This window comes from Pseudomonas sp. L-22-4S-12, from assembly GCF_009799935.1.
GTDB lineage: Bacteria > Pseudomonadota > Gammaproteobacteria > Pseudomonadales > Pseudomonadaceae > Aquipseudomonas.
On sequence record NZ_WELL01000002.1, the window covers coordinates 471,871 to 489,205 of the forward strand.

Below are 17,335 nucleotides of genomic sequence, written 5' to 3' on the forward strand. Positions count from 1 at the left end.
GGATGGGCTCTACAACTCGGCTTTGCGTCCGGCCATATGCCGCAGGTAGCCGATCAGTTGGTCCAGTTGGTTGTCGCTGATAACGCTCTGACTAAAGCCCGGCATGCGCCCCTGGGGCCAGCGTCTGAGGCTTTGCGGGTTGCGGATGTACTGCGCCAGGAAGCCTGCGCCGAAGTATTCCGTGGGGTTGTGCGGAATGTTCAGGTCCGGGCCGAACTGCGAGTCACCGGCGCCGTTGAGGCGGTGGCAGGCCAGGCAGTTCTTCTGGAACTGGGCAAAGCCGGCTTGCACGTCGGCACTGGCATCTGCCGCCGGCAGCAGGGCGGGGAAGCGCTGGGCGAGGGGCTCCAGCAGGCGGATGCGGGCGACCTGGAAGGGCCATTGTTCCGGGCCGATCTGCGCCGCTTCGGGGTGTTGCCAGACCAGGTAGAACGGCCCGGCGCTGGGCTTGCCCTGGGCCAGCGCCGGCCAGGGTTGGGCCGGGTCCTCCACGGCCAGCCAGGCGCGCGCGCCTTGCCTGGCCAGCAGCGGGGCGGCCGCCAGTTCGGCGGCGAAACCGTCCAGGGCCACGGCTTGCAGGTGATCGCCCGCGGCGACCCCTTCGAGCAGGGCGGCCAGCGGCACGGCGCGGTAGTGCATGGCGCGCTGGTAGGCCACATCGGCAGGAATGCGGATGTCCTCGGCCTGGGGATGGGCAAGCAGGGCGGCGCTGGTCCAGGTGCGGGTGCCGGCAGGCAGCTCCAGTTGCAGTTCGGCGGCCATCACGCGGGTGCCGTGCAGGGAGCCCAGCAGGGCCAGGCACAGGAGCGGTTTCAGCAGTCGCTGCATGTGGGCTCCTGGGCATCCTGCCCGCTGGCCAGCTTGAACTGGTCGTAGCCGCCGGCATTGATCACGTGGCGGTAGCCCAGGGCCTGCAGTTCGTCCTGGGCCAGGGAGGAGCGCCGGCCGCTGCGGCAATAGAGGACGATGGGGGTGTTCTTGTCCGGTACCGCGGCGCCGATGCGCGCGCCGATCTGGTCATGGGGGATCAGTTGGGCGCCGGGCAGGGCGCCAGTGGCGAATTCGTCGGCACTGCGTACGTCGATCAGTACCGCGCCGGGCTGGGCGAGGGTCTTGAGGGCCTGGGCCTGGTCGATTTCGCCGGCCACGGCGGCCAGCGGCATGAGCAGGCAGCCGAGGGCTAGGTTAAGCAGGAAAGGGCGCATGGGCATCACTCCGACAGGGCTGGATACGCCACGCTAGCACAGCCTCGGGGCCATCGGAGAGGGTGTTCCGTGGCCCGAGCAGCTACGGCATCGGGCCACGGCAGCGGAAGAATGATCAGCTGACCAGGCGAGTCACGTTGGGCAGGATCAGGATAACGGTGGTGGCCAGGACGATCAGGGTCGCCTGCCGGTACTTGGCTTGTTTGAACATGTTGCCACTGCCTTTATTTTTGTTGGTGCTTTGGCTGCCGTCCGCACTGAACGATCTGTCGGGCTCCTGCCGCGCACCGTGGCGCAGATAAAAACCGCCCCGGCAAAACCCGGCGGCGGCCCCTTGCACGCCTAACTCTAGGGGCTTCGTCACACTTGGCTTAGACCACTTGGTTTCTAGGGCTTGCGGGGCAAAGTCCGGTGGTTATTGCCGGTGTCCGGCAACCCGGGGCCAGGCCTTGAGCCAGAGCCCTCGCGCGGGAAGCGCCGGGTACTTGCGGCAAACTGACCGCCCGTCTGAGCCGAACGGTCAATGGGCCTGAGCGCATCGGTCATTGAGTCCGGCGGGCGGGGGGCTAAGGTTATGCCACCCGGCATCCGCCGCTGCCTGTTACCGAGGACGTCATGACCGAAGCACTGATTTTCGACGCCGTGCGCACCCCGCGCGGCAAGGGCAAGAAGGACGGCGCGCTGTACAGCGTCAAACCGGTCAACCTGGTGGCCGGCCTGCTGCGTGCGCTGCAGCAGCGCAATGGCCTGGATACCCGCCAGGTCGACGACATCGTGCTCGGCTGCGTGACCCCGGTGGGCGACCAGGGCGCCGACATCGCCAAGACCGCGGCGATGGTCGCCGACTGGGACGTCAGCGTGGCCGGCGTGCAGCTCAACCGCTTCTGCGCCTCGGGCCTGGAGGCGGTCAACCTGGGCGCGATGAAGGTGCGCTCCGGTTTCGAGGATTTGGTGGTGGTCGGCGGCGTGGAGTCCATGTCGCGGGTGCCCATGGGTTCCGACGGCGGCGCCTGGGTGATGGACCCGGAAACCAACATGCACACCCACTTCACCCCGCAGGGCATCGGCGCCGACCTGATCGCCACGCTGGAAGGCTTCAGCCGCAGCGACGTCGACAGCTTCGCCCTGCGCTCCCAGCAGAAGGCCGCGCGCGCCAGCGCCGATGGCTCGTTCAACAAATCCCTGGTGCCGGTGACCGACCAGAACGGCATCGTCCTGCTCGACCACGACGAGTTCATCCGTGGCGACAGTACGCTCGAGGGCCTGGGCAAGCTCAAGCCGAGCTTCGAGATGATGGGCCAGATGGGCTTCGACTCCACCGCGCTGCAGGTTTACAGCCATGTGGAGCAGATCACCCATGTGCACACGCCCGGCAACAGCTCGGGCATCGTCGACGGCGCCGCGCTGATGCTGATCGGCTCCGAGGCCAAGGGCCGCGAGCTGGGCCTCAAGCCGCGCGCGCGCATCGTCGCCACCGCGGTGACCAGCACCGACCCGACCATCATGCTCACCGGCCCGGCGCCGGCCACGCGCAAGGCCCTGGCCAAGGCCGGGCTCTCCGTGGAAGACATCGACCTGTTCGAGGTCAACGAGGCGTTTGCCTCCGTCGTCATGAAGTTCATGAAGGACATGGGCGTGAGCGAGGACAAGGTCAACGTCAACGGCGGCTCCATCGCCATGGGCCACCCGCTGGGCGCCACCGGCTGCGCCATCCTCGGCACCCTGCTCGACGAGCTGGAGAAGCGCGAGCTGCGCTACGGCCTGGCCACGCTCTGCGTGGGCGGCGGCATGGGCATTGCGACGATCATTGAAAGAATCTGAGGCGGAGATAAGAAAAATGACTGACGCCATCCGTTACGAAAAGGGCCAGGACAATATCGTCGTCCTGACCATCGATATGCCCGGCCAGAGCGCCAATACCATGAACGCGCAGTACCGCGAGGCCATGGGCGCCACCGTGGCGCGCCTGGAGGCCGAGAAGGACTCCATCGCCGGGGTAATCGTCACCTCGGCGAAGAAGACCTTCTTCGCCGGCGGCGACCTGGGCGAGCTGATCAAGGTCACCAAGGCCGACGCCCCGGCCTTCTACCAGATGGTTCTGGGCATCAAGGGCCAGCTGCGCCGTTTGGAGACCCTGGGCAAGCCGGTGGTGGCTGCGATCAACGGCGCCGCGCTGGGCGGCGGCTGGGAAATCTGCCTAGCCTGTCACCACCGCATCGCCCTGGACAACTCCAGCGTGCAGCTGGGTCTGCCGGAAGTGACCCTCGGCCTGCTGCCGGGCGGTGGCGGCGTGGTGCGCATGGTGCGCCTGCTCGGCCTGGAGAAAGCGCTGCCGTACCTGGCCGAAGGCAAGAAGGTGCGCCCGGACGCCGCGCTCAAGGCCGGTCTGATCCACGACACTGCTGCGACTACCGAAGAAATGCTGAGCAAGGCCCGCGCCTGGATTCTCGCCAACCCGGCGGCCAAGCAGCCGTGGGATGTGAAGGGCTACAAGATCCCCGGTGGCACGCCGTCCAGCCCGAATGTGGCGCAGATGCTGGCTATCGCGCCGAGCGTGCTGCGTGACAAGACCAAGGGCTGCTTCCCGGCGCCGGAGAAGATCCTGTGCGCCGCCGTCGAGGGCGCCCAGGTCGACTTCGACACCGCGCAGCTGATCGAGGCGCGCTACTTCACCGAGCTGACCACCGGCCAGGTGGCGAAGAACATGATCGGCACCTTCTGGTTCCAGCTCAACGAGATCAATGCCGGCAGCTCGCGCCCGCAGGGCATCCCGCAGTACGTAACCAAGAAGGTCGGCGTGCTCGGCGCCGGCATGATGGGCGCCGGCATCGCCTATGTGTCGGCCGCCGCCGGCATCGAGGTGGTGCTGAAAGACGTGTCCATCGAGGCGGCGGAGAAGGGCAAGGCCTACTCGGCCAAGCTGCTCGACAAGAAGGTCAGCCGTGGCCAGATGAGCGCGGAGAAACGCGACGCCTTCCTGGCCCGCATCAAACCGACCGTCAGTGATGCCGATTTCGACGGCTGCGACCTGATCATCGAGGCGGTGTTCGAGGATCGAGGCCTCAAGGCCAAGGTCACCGCCGCCGCCGAAAGCGCCGCGCTGTCTGACGCGGTGATCGCTTCCAATACCTCGACCCTGCCGATCACCGGCCTGGCGACTGCAGTTCGGCGTCCGGACAAATTTATCGGCCTGCACTTCTTCAGCCCGGTCGACAAGATGCCGCTGGTGGAAATCATCCGTGGCGCCAAGACCAGCGACGAGACCCTCGCGCGTGGCTTCGACTACGTGCTGCAGATCAAGAAGACCCCGATCGTGGTCGAGGACAGCCGCGGCTTCTTCACCTCGCGGGTGTTCGGCACCTTCACCAACGAGGGCATCGCCATGCTCGGCGAGGGCGTGAGCGCGGCGATGATCGAGACCGAGGCGCGCAAGGCCGGCATGCCAGTCGGCCCGCTGGCGATCAGCGACGAAGTGTCGATGAGCCTGATGGAGCATATTCGCCAGCAGACCGTCGCCGACCTGGCCGCCGAGGGCAAGCAGATCCCGCAGCACCCGGCGTTCGACGTCATCGAGCTGATGCTCAAGGAGTACAAGCGTCCGGGCAAGGCTGCCGGTGGCGGTTTCTACGACTACCCGGAAGGCGGCAAGAAGCGCCTGTGGCCGCAGCTCAAGGCGCGCTTCGAGAAGGCCGATGCACAGATCTCCCAGGAGGACGTGCGTGACCGCATCCTGTTCATCCAGGCCATCGAGACCGTGCGCTGCGTGGAGGAGGGCGTGTTGAAGTCGGTGGCCGACGCCAATATCGGCTCGATCTTCGGCATCGGCTTCGCCGCCTGGACCGGCGGTGCGCTGCAGTTCATCAACCAGTACGGCATCAAGGACTTCGTCGCCCGCGCCCAGTACCTGGCCGAGCAGTACGGCGAGCGCTTCGAGCCGCCGGCCCTGCTGCTGGAGAAGGCGGCCAAGGGCGAGGGCTTCTGAGTCTGCATGGCGAGTGAACCATAGCCCATGAAACCGGCCCCTGGTGGGCCGGTTTTTTTTGCGCGTTACCTTGCTGGGCGGGGCTGGCTGCTTGTGTGGGCGCGGCTTCAGCCGCGAAAGAGGTGTCCCTACTGTGGCCCGATCACGAATAAGTCCGCCCACAGCGTTCGTCTGGGGCCGGTCTTGCGGTGGCTTTTCTGGCTGTTTGTGGGCGCGGATTCGTTCGTGATCAGGGGCCGCTCCGAGTGGCCTGTTTATCGCGGCTGAAGCCGTTCCCGCGCCGAGGGTGGCGGCGTTTGCGCCGAGAGCTTGGCGCCATTGGCCGGGGGCTGCGCCGCGCCGGGCTTTCCCTGTAGGCTGTGGGTCAGGTGCATTGAGCCGGCTGCGGGCGGCGGGAGCGGGGTATGGAACAGGCCATGAAGCGTCGTGGCAGGCACACGGGCAGGCTGGCGGCCCTGCTGGCGGCCCTGGCTGCGGTGGCGGCCCAGGCCGAGGGCAAGATCAGCGAGCGCACCGATCCGCAGAGCGGTGCTCGGGTGGTGAGCTTCGTGCAGGAGGTGGTGGCGCAGCGCGTCACCTTGAACTTCTTCGGCATGAGCGACCCGCAGAGCCGCGAGGTGCAGCTGACCCTGGTGCTGATGCGTGGCGGCGACCAGCCGCGTTACCAGGGCTGTGACCAGATCGATGTGCGGGTGGGCGGCATGCGCATCGGCTATCAGGAGAAGATCGAGAGCCGCACCCTCAAGGTCGGCGTGGTCGAATCGGTCTATGTGCCGCTGCGCTCGCGGGACCTGCAGCCCCTGCAGCTGGCGCCGCGCCTGGACTACAGCATCTGTGGCGACATCGCCAGCGCGACGGCGGCAGAGCTGGACGGCGTGCGTGAAGTGCTCAAGCGCCTGGGGCTGCGCTGAGCCCCTGCCGGTCAGGCGTGCTGCCGGCACACCATGCGTGGATAGCCAGCTTCTCGTCCTGGCGGGTCGGCATGCGCAGGGTCAGCAGGCTGCCGTCTTCCAGATGTACGGCGGCTTCCGATTCGAAGCGCAGGCCGGATTCGTCCAGGCTGGCGTAGGTCACGCCATAGCTGCTCTTGCTGGCGAAGGCTTGGCTGATGGTCATCGTTACGTCCTCGCTAAGGGGGCTACTGGCGCTTGGTGGCCGCTTGGGCCTGGTGGCTGGCGGCGGCTGCCGGGCTGTGGAAGGCGGAGGCCGCGATCAGGCTGGCGATGGCTGCAAAACTGCTCATGGGGTGACTCCTGGCTGGCGAATGGGCTCGAACCCGAGGCCTGCATGATTGACCGGCCGCCCCGGCGACAGAAGTGAATGGCAAGCATGGTGACTATCACGCGCGCTGATGGCTGCCGACTATCGCCTGCAAAGCCTTTGCGGCCTTATGGATATTGCCTTCGCGGGTGCTTCGATGCAGGCTTAGAGCTTGTCTCCCACCCTCAGTCGAGTGAGGTAATCCGCCTACATGTCACTGCGCATCTGCATTCTGGAAACCGACGTCCTTCGCCCCGAACTGATCGAGCAATATCAGGGTTATGGCCGCATGTTCGAGCGCCTGTTCGAACGTCAGCCGATTCCAGCGCAGTTCAGCGTGTACAACGTCATGCAGGGGGATTACCCGGCCGCTGACGAGCAGTACGACGCCTACCTGATCACCGGCAGCAAGGCGGATTCCTTCGGCAGCGATGCCTGGATCCAGACGCTCAAGCTCTACCTGCAGGAGCGTTACCAGCGTGGCGACAAGCTGCTCGGCGTGTGCTTCGGCCACCAGCTGCTGGCCTTGCTGTTCGGCGGCCATACCCAGCGTGCCGAGCAGGGCTGGGGCGTGGGCATCCATCGTTACGAGGTCAAGCAGCAGCCGGCCTGGATGAGCCCGGCGCTGGAGCAGCTGACCCTGCTGATCAGCCACCAGGATCAGGTCACCGCCCTGCCGGAGAACGCCACGCTGCTGGCCTCCAGCCCGTTCTGCCCGATTGCCGCCTACTGCATCGACGATCAGGTGCTGTGCTTCCAGGGCCACCCGGAGTTCATCCACGACTACTCGCGGGCCCTGCTGGACATCCGCCAGCAGTGCATCGGCGAGCCGGCCTACCAGCAGGCCGTGGCCAGCCTGGAGCATGAACACCAGGGGCAGACGGTGGCGGAGTGGATGATGCGCTTCGTCGCCCACGGCAAGCGCGACCTGCAGGGCGCCTGAGGCTCAAGGTCGTTCCCGTAGGGCTATGTCCTTCTTATGAGTCGTATGGCGTGGCGAGCGTGGATTGCCCTGTATTGCGCGGCGCGCCTGGGTAGGTTGGCGTTGAGCGCAGCGAAGCCCAACAGCCGGGGCCGGCTCGTTGGGCTTCGTCGCGCTGCTCCTCAACCCAACCTACGACTCATCGCCTTGGCCACACGCGACTGGGACACGGCCTTTCCGTTGGCTATGTACCAGTTCCGTGTTGCACAGGCCATCGAGCTTGAGTGGGAGCGGATTTATCCGCGATAAACAGGCAGCTCGGCGTAGGCCCTGATCGCGAATGAATTCGCTCCCACGAACAGCCAGAGCAGCCACCGCGAACGCTTGCCCCAAACAACAGCAACGCGTAGCAGATACATAGCTTTTCCGTAGGGTGCCGGAGCCGGCTGCGGCCCTACAACCAGTGCATGCGCTTGAAGTTGGCGAACAGGCCGACGCAGCCGACGGCGATGATGCCGAGCACGCCGAAGTAGCCGTAGTGCCAGGTGAGTTCCGGCATGTTCTGGAAGTTCATCCCGTAGATCCCCGCCACCGCGGTGGGGAACGCCAGGATCGCCGCCCAGGCGGCGAACTTGCGCTGGGTCACGCTCTGCCTGGAGGCTTCCAGCAGCAGGCCGATCTCGATGGCGTGGTCGGCCATCTCGCGCAGCCCGGTGAGGTCTTCCAGCAGGCGGTTGACGTGGATCGCGATGTCGCGAAAGTACGGGCGCATGTGCTTGTCGATGAAGGGGAAGTCCAGCTGCTGCAGTTCCTTGCAGATCTCCGTCATGGGCGCGACCTGCCGGCGCAGGCGCAGCAGGTCGCGGCGCAGGCCGTGGATGCGCTCTACGTCGGCCTGTTGCAGCGGGCGGCCGAGCACGGTTTCCTCGATGTCCTCCAGCTCGCCGTGGATGCAGTCCATCAGCGGCCGGTAGTTCTCCATGACGAAGCTGAGCAGGGCGTAGAGTACGAAGTCCTCGCCGTGCTCCAGCAGCAGCGGGCGTGCCTCGCAGCGCTGGCGCACGGTGGAGTAGGGCGCCGAGTCGCCGTAGCGGGCGCTGATCACATAGCCCTTGCCGGCGAACAGCTGGGTTTCGACGAACTGCAGGCGGCCTTCGGTACGGATCGGCGAGTAGAGCACCATGAACAGCGCGTCGCCGAAGATCTCCAGCTTGGGCCGGGTGTGCTGGGCGATGGCATCTTCCATGGCCAGCTCGTGAATATTGAACTGTTCCTGCAGGCAGTGCAGTTCCTCGCTGCCGGGGTCGCGCAGGCCGATCCAGACGAAGTGCTCGGGCCGGGTGGCCCACTGGCTGCCTTCGTTCAGGCTGAAATCGGCGATTTTCCGGCCTTTGCTGTAGGCAACGGCGGCAACGACCTGGGCCATGGGAGTTCCTCTGCTGGGCGATGGCGCAGCTTAACCGATGACCGTGGCCTGTGCAGCGCCGGCGCGGGAGCGCTGGGCTTGGCGGCTCCTGCCGTAGAAGCGGCTTTGGCCGCGAAGCGCTTGGCGGTGCCCAGCGCTAGGTGGCCGGGCCCGCGCCGCGCCTCAGGCCTTGGCCAACTGCTGGTCGAGCTGCTCGATGCATTCCTGCATCAGCTGCTGGCAGCGCTCCATCAGCTGCGGCAGGTCGTCCAGGGTCAGGCCCAGGGTGGGGATGGCCGGCAGCGAGCGGATCATGATGCGTCCGCTGTTCCAGCGATTGATCTTGAGGCGCTTGGCATAGGTGCTGACGCACACCGGGATGATCGGCACACCGGCGGCGATGGCCATCTGGAAGGCGCCTTTCTTGAACGGCAGCAGGCCATCGCCCAGGTTGCGCGTGCCCTCCGGGAACACCCAGATCGAGGTGTCGCGGTGCTGCAGGGTCTCGGTGGTGGTGAGCATGGCCTGCTTGGCCTTGCGCGCGTTGCCGCGGTCGATCAGCACGTTGCCGGCCAGCCAGTAGAGCTGGCCGAAGAACGGCACCCACTTCAGGCTCTTCTTGCCGATGCTCACGGTGCGCGGCGGCACCACGCGGCCGAGCACGTAGAGGTCGTAGTTGGACTGGTGGTTGGCGATGATCACGCTGGACGGCTTCTTGTCGAACAGGCTGGCCACCTCGGTCTTCACCTGCAGGCGCAGGATGCGCAGGGCCGGCAGCGAATACAGGCGCGCGCACAGGCGGCTGTTGTCCGGGTTGAAGGGCCGGCACAGGCCGAGCAGCAGGCCGAGGACTCCGGCAACGATAAAGTGCAGGCCCATCAGCAGCATGCGGGGGAGAAAAAGCATCGGGTAGGCCTGTAGGCAGACAAAAAGGCGGGCAGTGTACGGGCGTGCACTGCTTTCGGCAATTGACCTTGATCAGCGGTTATTAGCGGAGATTGCGGGGTTATTGTGCGCTGAACTCGGCGCTGGCCGGGCGACGCTGCCCACCCCGTGGTGCCGGGGCGGGCAGGCCGATCACGCCGCGCTCAGACCTTGAAGCGGCCGAGCAGGCGGTCCTGCTGGCCGACCTGTTCGACCATCACCGCGCACTGGCGCACCTGCTGCTCGGCGCCGCCGGCCACTTCGTGGCTGATGTCGCGGATGTTGGTGGTGTTGCGGTTGATCTCTTCGGTGGTGGCGCTCTGCTCCTCGGCGGCGGTGGCGATCTGCAGGTTCATGTCGTTGATCCGGGTGATCGCCTCGCGGATGCGTCCGAGCATCTCGTTGGCCGCGCCGGCGTCCTCGGCGGTCTTGCTGGCGGTGTCGCGGCTCTGCTGCATGCGTGCCTCGGCCTGGCGCACGCCGGTCTGCAGCTGGTCGATCATCTGGCGGATTTCCTGGGTCGACTGCTGGGTGCGCGAGGCCAGCGAGCGCACTTCGTCGGCGACCACGGCGAAGCCGCGGCCGGACTCGCCGGCCCGCGCCGCCTCGATGGCGGCGTTGAGGGCGAGCAGGTTGGTCTGGTCGGCGATGCTGGTGATCACCGAGAGGATCGACTCGATGTTCTGGCTGAGCTTGGCCAGCTCGTTGATCGCCTGGCCGGTGTCGTCCATTTCGTCGGCCAGGCGCTTGATCGCCGCGGTGGACCTGGACACCACGCGCACGCCGTTCTCGGTCTCTTCGTTGGCGGCGATGGCGGCCTGGGCCGCGGCCTGGGCGTTGCGCGCCACTTCTTCGGCGGTGGAGGCCATTTCCTGCATGGCGGTGGCCAGCTGGTCGAGTTCCTGCAGCTGTTCCTGCAGGCGCCCGGCGGCCTGGTCGGCCTCGCTGGAGGTCAGCGCGGTGCTGTCGCGGACCTGGTGGGAACTGCCCATCACCTCGCTGATCAGCGTCTGCAGGCTCTGCAGGAAGCGGTTGAACTCGTGGGAAACCAGGGAAATCTCGTCGTTGCCGGTGGCCGGCAGGCGGCGGGTGAGGTCGCCTTCGCCGCTGTTGACCTCCTTGAGCGAGGCGCTGAGATGGTCGAGTGGCTTGAGCAGGCTGTTCATCAGCACGCCGAGCACGATCAGGCTGATGATCACCCCCAGCACGGTGCCGATCACCGCGCGCCAGCTCAGGGCGTCGGCTTCGGCCATGACGATGCTCTTGTCCAGCACTACGCCGATGTACCAGTCCATGCCCTTGAGGTTGGGCAGGGGGGTGAAGGACACCAGCAGATTCTTGTCGCCGCCGCGCAGCTCCTGCAGGTCCTTGTTCAGGGCCGGGCTCTTGCCGTCGAACAGGGCGCTGTAGGCCTTGCCGTTCAGCTCGCTGTCGGGGTGGGAAATGATGTTGCCGTTGCGGCTCAGCAGGAAGGCATAGCCGGCCCCGTTGAAGTCCAGGTTGTTGACCGCGTCGGCGATGGTCTTCAGGCGGATGTCGCCGCCGAAGGCGCCGAGGAACTGGCCGCCGTTGCGGATCTGGCCGACCGCGGAGATGAGGATCTCGCCGCTGGTGGAGTCGACATAGGGCTCGGTCAGCAGGGCCGTGCTGGCTGCCTTGCCGGTGGCGTACCAGGGGCGCTGGCGCCCGTCCCAGTCGGCGGCAGGCTGCCAGTCGTCACTGTTCTTGATCGGCTTGCCATCCGCTTCGAGGCTGCCGAAGACCAGGATGAACTCGTTCTTCAGCATCGGTGCGTCGACCAGGCGCTGGACTTCTTCGGGGCTGTAGTTGCTGTCGATGCTGTCGGCCATCAGGTCGATCAGCTTCAGCTTGGCGTTGAGCCAGTTCTCGATCTGCCGCGCCAGGGCGTTGCTCGACTCGGAGATGCTCGCTTCCACCTGGCTGCGCAGGGTGCTGCGGACTTGGTTGACTTGGGCGAGGGACAGTAGGCTGGTGGTGAGGAAGAGCACGCCGGCGGCTGCGAGGCCGACCTTGTGGGCGATTTTCATGGCATAGCTCCTGCGGCTATCAGGCAATTTGTTGTCGTTGTGGCCTCGCGTCCCTGAGTGGCGGTGCGCTACACGATAATGCAGGTCGTGGCGTTGCGCCATTATGACGACGCCAAAGAAAAAGCTTTTGTCCCATGCCTGTATTGCCGGGCTTGTGGCCGCGCTGAATGGCCCGGCTTTTTGCCGCGCGCATGGGTGGGTAGGTTGGTGTTGAGCGCAGCGAAGCCCAACAACCGGGGCAGGATCGTTGGGCTTCGTCGCGCTGCTCCTCAACCCAACCTACGACTCATCGCCTCTGCGGCATGCAATGAAGGCATAGCCAAGAAAAAGCGAGGCGCGCGGTCGGGCTTGGTTCTGCCGGCGGGCGCTTAGCCGAGGCGCTGCTGCTCCAGCACGCTGGCCTGGCCCATGGCTCAGCCTGGTTAACCCATCAGTCGGAACAGCAGGCCCACATAGAGCGCCGACATCAACAGCTGCACCAGGGTGATGGGCACACCGTAGCGGCTGAAGCGGGCGAAGCTGACCTTCTCGCCCTCGCTGGCGCAGATGCCCACCGCCACTATGTTGGCCGAGGCGCCGATCAGGGTGGCGTTGCCGCCCAGGGTGGCGCCGAACATCATGGCGATGAACACCGGCAGGGTATTGGCGGGCCAGTCGGTGAAACCGGCGGCCAGGGCGATTTCCGGCACCGCCTCGGCGGCCACCAGGTAGCCGGTGGTCATCACCAGAGAGGCGGCGACCACCGGGATGTTGGCCAGCAGGCTGGACAGCAGGCCGATGCCGCCCAGCAGGCAGAGCGCGACCAGGAACAGCTGGGCGCCGAACCAGGCGTGGAGCTTGAGCGACAACCCTTGCAGCAGACCGGTTTCGCTGAAGGCCTGGACCAGGCAGAAGATGGTGCCGAGGAAGATCAGGGTCTTCCAGTCGATGGCCTGCAACAGGGTGTCCACCGGTTCGATATGGATCGAGTAGACCACCAGCAGCGCCAGGCTGGCGGCGATGATGGCCACCGCCGGCGGCACTATGGGATGGGGCAGCAGCTCGCCAAACAGGAACAGCCCGACCATCAGGGCCAGGATGCCCAGGGCCAGCGCGACGAAGCCCGGCCGCGCAATCGGCGGCAGCGGGGCAGCCTCGGGCAGCTGTACCTGAGCCTGCCAGATCTGCGGCATCAGCCAGGGCAGCGGCGGAATGATCACCAGCACCGCCAGCAGGCCGGCGAGGCTGACCTTCTGCAGGTAGGTGGCGAAGCTCATGCCGATCGAGCTGCCGACCAGGAAGGTGGCCGGATCGCCGACCAGGGTGAGCATGCCGGCCGAGTTGCTGACGATGGCCGTGAGGATCAGTGGCGGCACTATGTCCACCTTGAGCGCCCGGGCCACTCGCACGATCACCGGGGCGAGCAGGATCACCGTGGTGGCGTTGGGCAGGAAGGCGCATACAGGTGCCACCAGCAGGATCAGCAGCAGCAGGAAGCGCTTGCCGCTACCGGCGGTGGCGCGCAGGAACAGCGCGCCCAGGCGCTCGAACAGGCCGGTCTTGCCCAGCACGTGGGCCACCACCATGCCGCCGAACAGCAGGGCCAGGGGGCCGGACGCGGTGCGCATGGCGGCGACCAGGGCGCTGTCGCCGAGAATGCCCAGCGCCAGCAGCACGCCCACGCCCAGCATGGCGGCGACCGCCATGTCGATCAGGTCGAAGGCGATGGCCAGCACGACACCCGCGAACACGGCCAGGGTGAGGTAGATCTGCAGGTCGCTCATGCGGCTCTCCAGGGTCAGTCGAACGGTGGCGCGTACATCAGCCCACCGGCGTTCCACAGGCGGTTCAGGCCGCGCTCGATGGCCAGCGGACTGTGCTCGCCGAGGTTGCGCGCGTACAGCTCGCCGTAGTGGCCGCCGGCGCGCACGGCGCGCAGTACCCAGTCCGGCTGCACGCCCAGGGCACGGGCCAGGCGCAGGTCTTCGCCACGCAGCAGCGCGCCCATTGGGCCTTCCAGATGCTGGATGCGGCCCTCGATGCTGGCCTGGTTCATGCCGTGTTCTTCGGCCAGGATCAGGGCGTAGAGTACCCAGCGCACCGCCGAGGCCCACTGTTCGTCACCCTGGGACACCACCGGCCCCAGCGGTTCCTTGGAGATGCGTTCGGCCAGGATGACGAGGTTCGCCGGGCCGCCTGGCGCTTGCAGGCGGGCGGCGGCCAGCTGGGAGGCGTCCGAGCTGTAGGCCCGGCAGCGCCCGGCAAAGAAGGCTGCCGCCGCCCCGGCGGCGGAGTCGATCACCAGGGGTTGCAGGGCCAACCCATGCTCGCGGGAGTGGTCGGCCAGGTTCTGCTCGTGGGTGGTGCCTTTCTCCACGCACACGCTGCCCTCGCGCAGCTCGTCGAGGCGGGTGATGCCCGAGGCCCTGGCCACCATGAAGGCCTGGCCGTCATAGAACAGCACGGCGGGGAACTGCAGCTTGAGCAACGCCTCGCGGGTCAGGGTCCAGCTGGTGTTGCGCGCCAGCAGGTCGATGCGCCGCGCCTGCAGGGCGGGGAAGCGGGTGGAGGCCTTGAGCGGCACGAACTCGACTTTCTGCGCGTCACCCAGAGTCGCGGCGGCCACTGCGCGGCAGAAATCGGCATCCAGGCCTTGCCAGCGGCCCTGGCCGTCCCGCGTGGAAAAGCCGGCAATGCCCTCGCTCACACCGCAGCGCAGCCGATCGCGCGCCTTGATGCCGGCGAGTATTTCTCCGGCCGGCAGCGGCGCACTCAGGGCGGCGCTCAGGGCAAGCGCGATCAGCTGCGCGGCGGTCCTCGGGCCAAACAGCCGTGAGCCATGCATTGCGGGTGCTCCCGATTTCACAGAGTCGTCTGTTGACTCTAGCCGAGAGGGGAACGGCCGACTGGCGCAAAACGGGGCGGCAGGCTCAGGTGACCATCACCGCGGAACAGCGCGGCTTTCATCTGACCTGCCCTTGCATTCGGAACCGGGGCGTCAGCCATAAAAAACCCGGCACTAGGCCGGGCTCTAGGGTTGTCGAGGCAATCAGCCGAGGTGCTGCTGATCCAGCACGATGGCCTGGTCCAGGGTTTCCAGGAAGGCCTTGCGCACTTTCAGCTTGGTGTTCTTGTGCGCGGTCATGTTGATCTTCTTCAACTGCTGGGCGACGGCGACGGCAGTGGCCATCAGCTCCTCGGCCGGCACCACCTTGTCGAGGAAGCCGGCATCCACCGCGTCCCGCGGGTTGAAGATCTCGCCATTGATCACCGAGCGGTGGAAGGCCGACTTGCGCAGGCGGTCACGGGCCAGCTCGATGCCGGCGTGGTGCATGGTCATGCCGATCTGCACTTCGTTCAGGCCGATGTTGAACGGGCCGTCGACGCCGATGCGGTAGTCGGCCGAGAGCAGGATGAAGGCGCCCTTGGCGATGGCGTGGCCGGGGCAGGCGACGATGATCGGGAAGGGGTGGCTGAGCATGCGCCGCGCCAGGGTCGAGCCGGCGGTGACCAGGGCCACGGCGTTCTGCGGGCCGGAAGTCATCACCTTGAGATCGTAGCCGCCGGAGAGAATGCCCGGCTGGCCGGTGACGATCACCACGGCGCGATCCTGTGCGGCCTGGTCCAGGGCAGCATTGAAAGCGGCAATCACGTCCGGGGAGATGGCGTTGACCTTGCCGTTGTTCAGGGTCAGGGTGGCAATGCCGTCTTCGAGTTGGTAGCTGATCAGGTCGCTCATGGCGGGGTTCCTAGTCCTGGAGTGGGCTGAAGTGGCGCTGACGTTACCCAGCGAGGCGGCGCGGGTAAAGCGCTTTGACTGACCGCGCAGTCATCGCCAGCCCTCGGTCGCGGGCTATCGGCGCCATCGGGCTGGGCAATGGGCTGCTCTACCAGTGGGTGACTTAGGTTAGCCGGCAACCTGAGAGCCTGTTCACGATCTTTTGGACTAGAGCCAGACAAGGCAAAAACAGGCGAGGAAGCGGAGTTTACGAGCTGTAAATGAGCATTCCGAGCCTGTTGTTAACGCGGTATGGCCGACGGACAGGAGATCGTGAACAGGCTCTGAGGAGTGCCCGTCATGCCGCCAATCGCTCATCTACTGCTACGCACCAGCCTGGTGTTGTGCCTGCCGGGGCTGATGCTGCTGGCCGCCGGCTGCGCCAGCCACAACCCGGCCGGGGTGGTGCAGTTGTTCGTCTGCAGCCTGCTGATCTCCCTGGGGTTGCTCCTGTTCGGCCGCGAGCGTTTCGCCCCGGCCGAGCCGCAAAGCCGCGAGCAAACCCGGCGCCCGGCATAAGCGCATGAATCCACTGAAAAAAACTTTTGCCTTAGGCCGCCTCTTCGGCTACATTAGCGCGCCTCGACAGACCAGACGGTTTGCCGAGATCCGGTGAAGTGTCCGAGCGGTTGAAGGAGCACGCCTGGAAAGTGTGTATACGGGAAACCGTATCGTGGGTTCGAATCCCACCTTCACCGCCAGATAGCTACACGAAAAACCCCGAGAACTGAAAAGTCCTCGGGGTTTTTTGCTTTCTGGGATTCGCGCGGGTCGATGAGGTGTTGAAAATCGATTCAGTCGTAGTGCGACCAAAGCCGCAGTACCTTCACCACCTGTTCTTCCTGCAGCACCTGATAGACCAGGCGATGCTGGATGTTGATGCGCCGGGAGTAGGTGCCGGACAGATCACCGACCAGCTTTTCGTAGGGTGGCGGATTCTGGAGCGGGTTTTCCCGCACTACTTCAAGCAGTGCCTTGGCTTTTTCCTTCAAGCCCGCCGCAGCGAGCTTCTGTGCGTCCTTCTGCGCTTGTTTCGTGTAGATGAGCTGCCAAGTCACCAGTCCAGTTCCTTCGCGCATTCGTCTACAGGCTCTGCCATGCCTTCCTTGATGGATTCGCGCATGCCCGGAACGGACAGGAGGTAGAGCGTTTCCTGGATGGCTTCCCAATCCTCAGCCGATACCAGGACGGAGTTAGTCCGCTTGCCCGAAATCAGAATGGGCTGATGCGACTCGGCAGACTGGTCCATGAGCCGATAGAGGTTGGTGCGTGCTTCGCTGGCGGTAAGTGTTTGCATGAGAGCCGGTCTCCTAGTGATCGGTCTAGCGTACGCTAAAGCGTACGGCATGTTAAGGCCGCCTTTGCTAGGGGACTGGCCTTTAGGCCAGGCCGGCCCAGCCCAGGGTCAGGGCGGTGAGTGCCAGGTAGCGGCCGGCTTTGGCCAGCAGCACGATGAGCAGAAAGCTCCAGAAGGGCTCACGCATGACGCCGGCTACCACCGTCAGCGGGTCGCCGATCAGTGGCACCCAGCTCAGCAGCAGTGACCAGCGGCCGTAGCGGTGGTAGGCCTGCTGGGCACGCTGCAGGCGGTCGGCGCTGACCGGGAACCAGCGCTTTTCGCGCCAGCGTTCGAGGTAGCGGCCCAGCAGCCAGTTCAGCGCCGAGCCCAGCACATTGCCGGCGGTCGCCACCAGCAGCAGGCTGGCGATCGGCTGCTGCCCGGCCAGCAGCAGGCCGGCCAGCACCGCTTCCGATTGCAGCGGCAGCAGGGTGGCGGCGCCGAAGGCGGCGAGGAACAGGCCCAGGTAGGCCGAGATGTCCCACATCAGCGC

Annotated in this window: 17 protein-coding genes, 1 tRNA gene and 1 pseudogene; 6 read left to right on the forward strand and 13 right to left on the reverse strand. The window is 66.0% G+C overall.

What is annotated here, in order from left to right:
- Positions 1 to 9 precede the first annotated feature (9 nt).
- Together F3I16_RS08800 and F3I16_RS08805 are read right to left on the reverse strand one after the other, a co-directional pair.
- Entirely contained in the window at positions 10 to 828 is an 819-nt protein-coding gene (locus tag F3I16_RS08800) for a cytochrome c (protein ID WP_160493328.1), read from the reverse strand.
- Entirely contained in the window at positions 813 to 1,205 is a 393-nt protein-coding gene (locus F3I16_RS08805; protein ID WP_160493329.1) for a rhodanese-like domain-containing protein, read from the reverse strand. Before F3I16_RS08805 ends, F3I16_RS08800 begins: the two co-directional genes overlap by 16 nt.
- A 615-nt stretch (positions 1,206 to 1,820) precedes the next feature.
- On the opposite strand from F3I16_RS08805, the gene F3I16_RS08810 reads away from it, so the two are divergent.
- From F3I16_RS08810 to F3I16_RS08820, 3 genes are all read left to right on the forward strand, one after another.
- Complete coding sequence (locus F3I16_RS08810) at positions 1,821 to 3,026, forward strand: acetyl-CoA C-acetyltransferase (RefSeq protein ID WP_160493330.1); 1,206 nt, start codon at positions 1,821 to 1,823, stop codon at positions 3,024 to 3,026.
- Between the two features lie 16 nt (positions 3,027 to 3,042).
- Positions 3,043 to 5,187 carry a 3-hydroxyacyl-CoA dehydrogenase NAD-binding domain-containing protein gene (locus F3I16_RS08815; RefSeq protein ID WP_160493331.1) on the forward strand — a complete coding sequence of 715 codons (2,145 nt, stop codon included), beginning with the start codon at positions 3,043 to 3,045 and terminating at the stop codon, positions 5,185 to 5,187.
- 416 nt (positions 5,188 to 5,603) lie between these two features.
- Positions 5,604 to 6,098, forward strand: coding sequence for a hypothetical protein (locus F3I16_RS08820; RefSeq protein WP_160493332.1), 495 nt, complete (start codon positions 5,604 to 5,606; stop codon positions 6,096 to 6,098).
- Here F3I16_RS08820 and ptrC read toward each other — a convergent pair.
- Positions 6,076 to 6,303, reverse strand: coding sequence for a type III secretion system co-regulatory protein PtrC (gene ptrC, locus F3I16_RS08825; RefSeq protein WP_160493333.1), 228 nt, complete (start codon positions 6,301 to 6,303; stop codon positions 6,076 to 6,078). The genes F3I16_RS08820 and ptrC overlap by 23 nt on opposite strands.
- 355 nt (positions 6,304 to 6,658) lie before the next feature.
- On the opposite strand from ptrC, the gene F3I16_RS08835 reads away from it, so the two are divergent.
- Positions 6,659 to 7,390 (forward strand): amidotransferase, encoded by a 732-nt coding sequence (locus tag F3I16_RS08835; protein WP_160493334.1) that lies wholly within the window; start codon positions 6,659 to 6,661, stop codon positions 7,388 to 7,390.
- A gap of 433 nt (positions 7,391 to 7,823) precedes the next feature.
- On the opposite strand, the gene F3I16_RS08840 is transcribed toward F3I16_RS08835, so the two are convergent.
- The 7 genes and pseudogenes from F3I16_RS08840 to F3I16_RS08865 all read right to left on the reverse strand — a co-directional run bounded on the left by F3I16_RS08840 (position 7,824) and on the right by F3I16_RS08865 (position 15,464).
- Entirely contained in the window at positions 7,824 to 8,795 is a 972-nt protein-coding gene (locus F3I16_RS08840) for a magnesium and cobalt transport protein CorA (RefSeq protein WP_160493335.1), read from the reverse strand.
- A 162-nt stretch (positions 8,796 to 8,957) separates the two neighbouring features.
- Complete coding sequence (locus F3I16_RS08845) at positions 8,958 to 9,680, reverse strand: 1-acylglycerol-3-phosphate O-acyltransferase (protein WP_160493336.1); 723 nt, start codon at positions 9,678 to 9,680, stop codon at positions 8,958 to 8,960.
- Between the two features lie 182 nt (positions 9,681 to 9,862).
- Positions 9,863 to 10,690: a methyl-accepting chemotaxis protein gene (locus tag F3I16_RS21345; RefSeq protein ID WP_372239611.1), complete on the reverse strand. Its 828-nt coding sequence runs from the start codon at positions 10,688 to 10,690 to the stop codon at positions 9,863 to 9,865.
- A gap of 30 nt (positions 10,691 to 10,720) precedes the next feature.
- Positions 10,721 to 11,848 (reverse strand): annotated as a pseudogene (locus tag F3I16_RS21350) (cache domain-containing protein); the annotation flags it as partial.
- A gap of 320 nt (positions 11,849 to 12,168) precedes the next feature.
- Positions 12,169 to 13,509 (reverse strand): SLC13 family permease, encoded by a 1,341-nt coding sequence (locus tag F3I16_RS08855; protein WP_160493338.1) that lies wholly within the window; start codon positions 13,507 to 13,509, stop codon positions 12,169 to 12,171.
- A 14-nt stretch (positions 13,510 to 13,523) separates the two neighbouring features.
- Positions 13,524 to 14,570: an amino acid ABC transporter substrate-binding protein gene (locus tag F3I16_RS08860; RefSeq protein ID WP_160493339.1), complete on the reverse strand. Its 1,047-nt coding sequence runs from the start codon at positions 14,568 to 14,570 to the stop codon at positions 13,524 to 13,526.
- A 204-nt stretch (positions 14,571 to 14,774) separates the two neighbouring features.
- Complete coding sequence (locus F3I16_RS08865; protein ID WP_160493340.1) at positions 14,775 to 15,464, reverse strand: crotonase/enoyl-CoA hydratase family protein; 690 nt, start codon at positions 15,462 to 15,464, stop codon at positions 14,775 to 14,777.
- 339 nt (positions 15,465 to 15,803) lie between these two features.
- Between F3I16_RS08865 and F3I16_RS08870 the strand changes: the two genes are divergently transcribed.
- Both F3I16_RS08870 and F3I16_RS08875 read left to right on the forward strand, forming a co-directional pair.
- A complete protein-coding gene (locus tag F3I16_RS08870) occupies positions 15,804 to 16,022 on the forward strand; it encodes a hypothetical protein (protein ID WP_160493341.1) in 219 nt (72 codons plus the stop codon).
- Positions 16,023 to 16,114: 92 nt separating this feature from the next.
- Positions 16,115 to 16,204 (forward strand) — tRNA-Ser (locus F3I16_RS08875).
- Between the two features lie 93 nt (positions 16,205 to 16,297).
- On the opposite strand, the gene F3I16_RS08880 is transcribed toward F3I16_RS08875, so the two are convergent.
- The 3 genes from F3I16_RS08880 to F3I16_RS08890 form a co-directional block, all read right to left on the reverse strand.
- Positions 16,298 to 16,561 carry a Txe/YoeB family addiction module toxin gene (locus tag F3I16_RS08880; protein ID WP_160493342.1) on the reverse strand — a complete coding sequence of 88 codons (264 nt, stop codon included), beginning with the start codon at positions 16,559 to 16,561 and terminating at the stop codon, positions 16,298 to 16,300.
- Positions 16,558 to 16,800, reverse strand: a complete 243-nt coding sequence (locus tag F3I16_RS08885; RefSeq protein WP_160493343.1) for a type II toxin-antitoxin system Phd/YefM family antitoxin — start codon at positions 16,798 to 16,800, stop codon at positions 16,558 to 16,560. Before F3I16_RS08885 ends, F3I16_RS08880 begins: the two co-directional genes overlap by 4 nt.
- A gap of 82 nt (positions 16,801 to 16,882) precedes the next feature.
- Positions 16,883 to 17,329 (reverse strand): YqaA family protein, encoded by a 447-nt coding sequence (locus tag F3I16_RS08890; RefSeq protein WP_160493344.1) that lies wholly within the window; start codon positions 17,327 to 17,329, stop codon positions 16,883 to 16,885.
- Between the last annotated feature and the right edge of the window lie 6 nt (positions 17,330 to 17,335).

Bases quoted from the DNA above. Each gene is read 5' to 3' on its own strand.
- F3I16_RS08815 (WP_160493331.1), top strand. From the start codon at position 3,043: ATGACTGACGCCATCCGTTACGAAAAGGGCCAGGACAATATCGTCGTC.
- F3I16_RS08860 (WP_160493339.1), bottom strand. From the start codon at position 14,570: ATGCATGGCTCACGGCTGTTTGGCCCGAGGACCGCCGCGCAGCTGATC.
- F3I16_RS08855 (WP_160493338.1), bottom strand. From the start codon at position 13,509: ATGAGCGACCTGCAGATCTACCTCACCCTGGCCGTGTTCGCGGGTGTC.
- F3I16_RS08845 (WP_160493336.1), bottom strand. From the start codon at position 9,680: ATGCTTTTTCTCCCCCGCATGCTGCTGATGGGCCTGCACTTTATCGTT.
- F3I16_RS08870 (WP_160493341.1), top strand. From the start codon at position 15,804: ATGCCGCCAATCGCTCATCTACTGCTACGCACCAGCCTGGTGTTGTGC.
- F3I16_RS08810 (WP_160493330.1), top strand. From the start codon at position 1,821: ATGACCGAAGCACTGATTTTCGACGCCGTGCGCACCCCGCGCGGCAAG.
- F3I16_RS21345 (WP_372239611.1), bottom strand. From the start codon at position 10,690: ATGGGCAGTTCCCACCAGGTCCGCGACAGCACCGCGCTGACCTCCAGC.
- F3I16_RS08865 (WP_160493340.1), bottom strand. From the start codon at position 15,464: ATGAGCGACCTGATCAGCTACCAACTCGAAGACGGCATTGCCACCCTG.
- F3I16_RS08835 (WP_160493334.1), top strand. From the start codon at position 6,659: ATGTCACTGCGCATCTGCATTCTGGAAACCGACGTCCTTCGCCCCGAA.
- ptrC (WP_160493333.1), bottom strand. From the start codon at position 6,303: ATGACCATCAGCCAAGCCTTCGCCAGCAAGAGCAGCTATGGCGTGACC.
- F3I16_RS08890 (WP_160493344.1), bottom strand. From the start codon at position 17,329: ATGTGGGACATCTCGGCCTACCTGGGCCTGTTCCTCGCCGCCTTCGGC.
- F3I16_RS08820 (WP_160493332.1), top strand. From the start codon at position 5,604: ATGAAGCGTCGTGGCAGGCACACGGGCAGGCTGGCGGCCCTGCTGGCG.
- F3I16_RS08885 (WP_160493343.1), bottom strand. From the start codon at position 16,800: ATGCAAACACTTACCGCCAGCGAAGCACGCACCAACCTCTATCGGCTC.
- F3I16_RS08805 (WP_160493329.1), bottom strand. From the start codon at position 1,205: ATGCGCCCTTTCCTGCTTAACCTAGCCCTCGGCTGCCTGCTCATGCCG.
- F3I16_RS08840 (WP_160493335.1), bottom strand. From the start codon at position 8,795: ATGGCCCAGGTCGTTGCCGCCGTTGCCTACAGCAAAGGCCGGAAAATC.
- F3I16_RS08800 (WP_160493328.1), bottom strand. From the start codon at position 828: ATGCAGCGACTGCTGAAACCGCTCCTGTGCCTGGCCCTGCTGGGCTCC.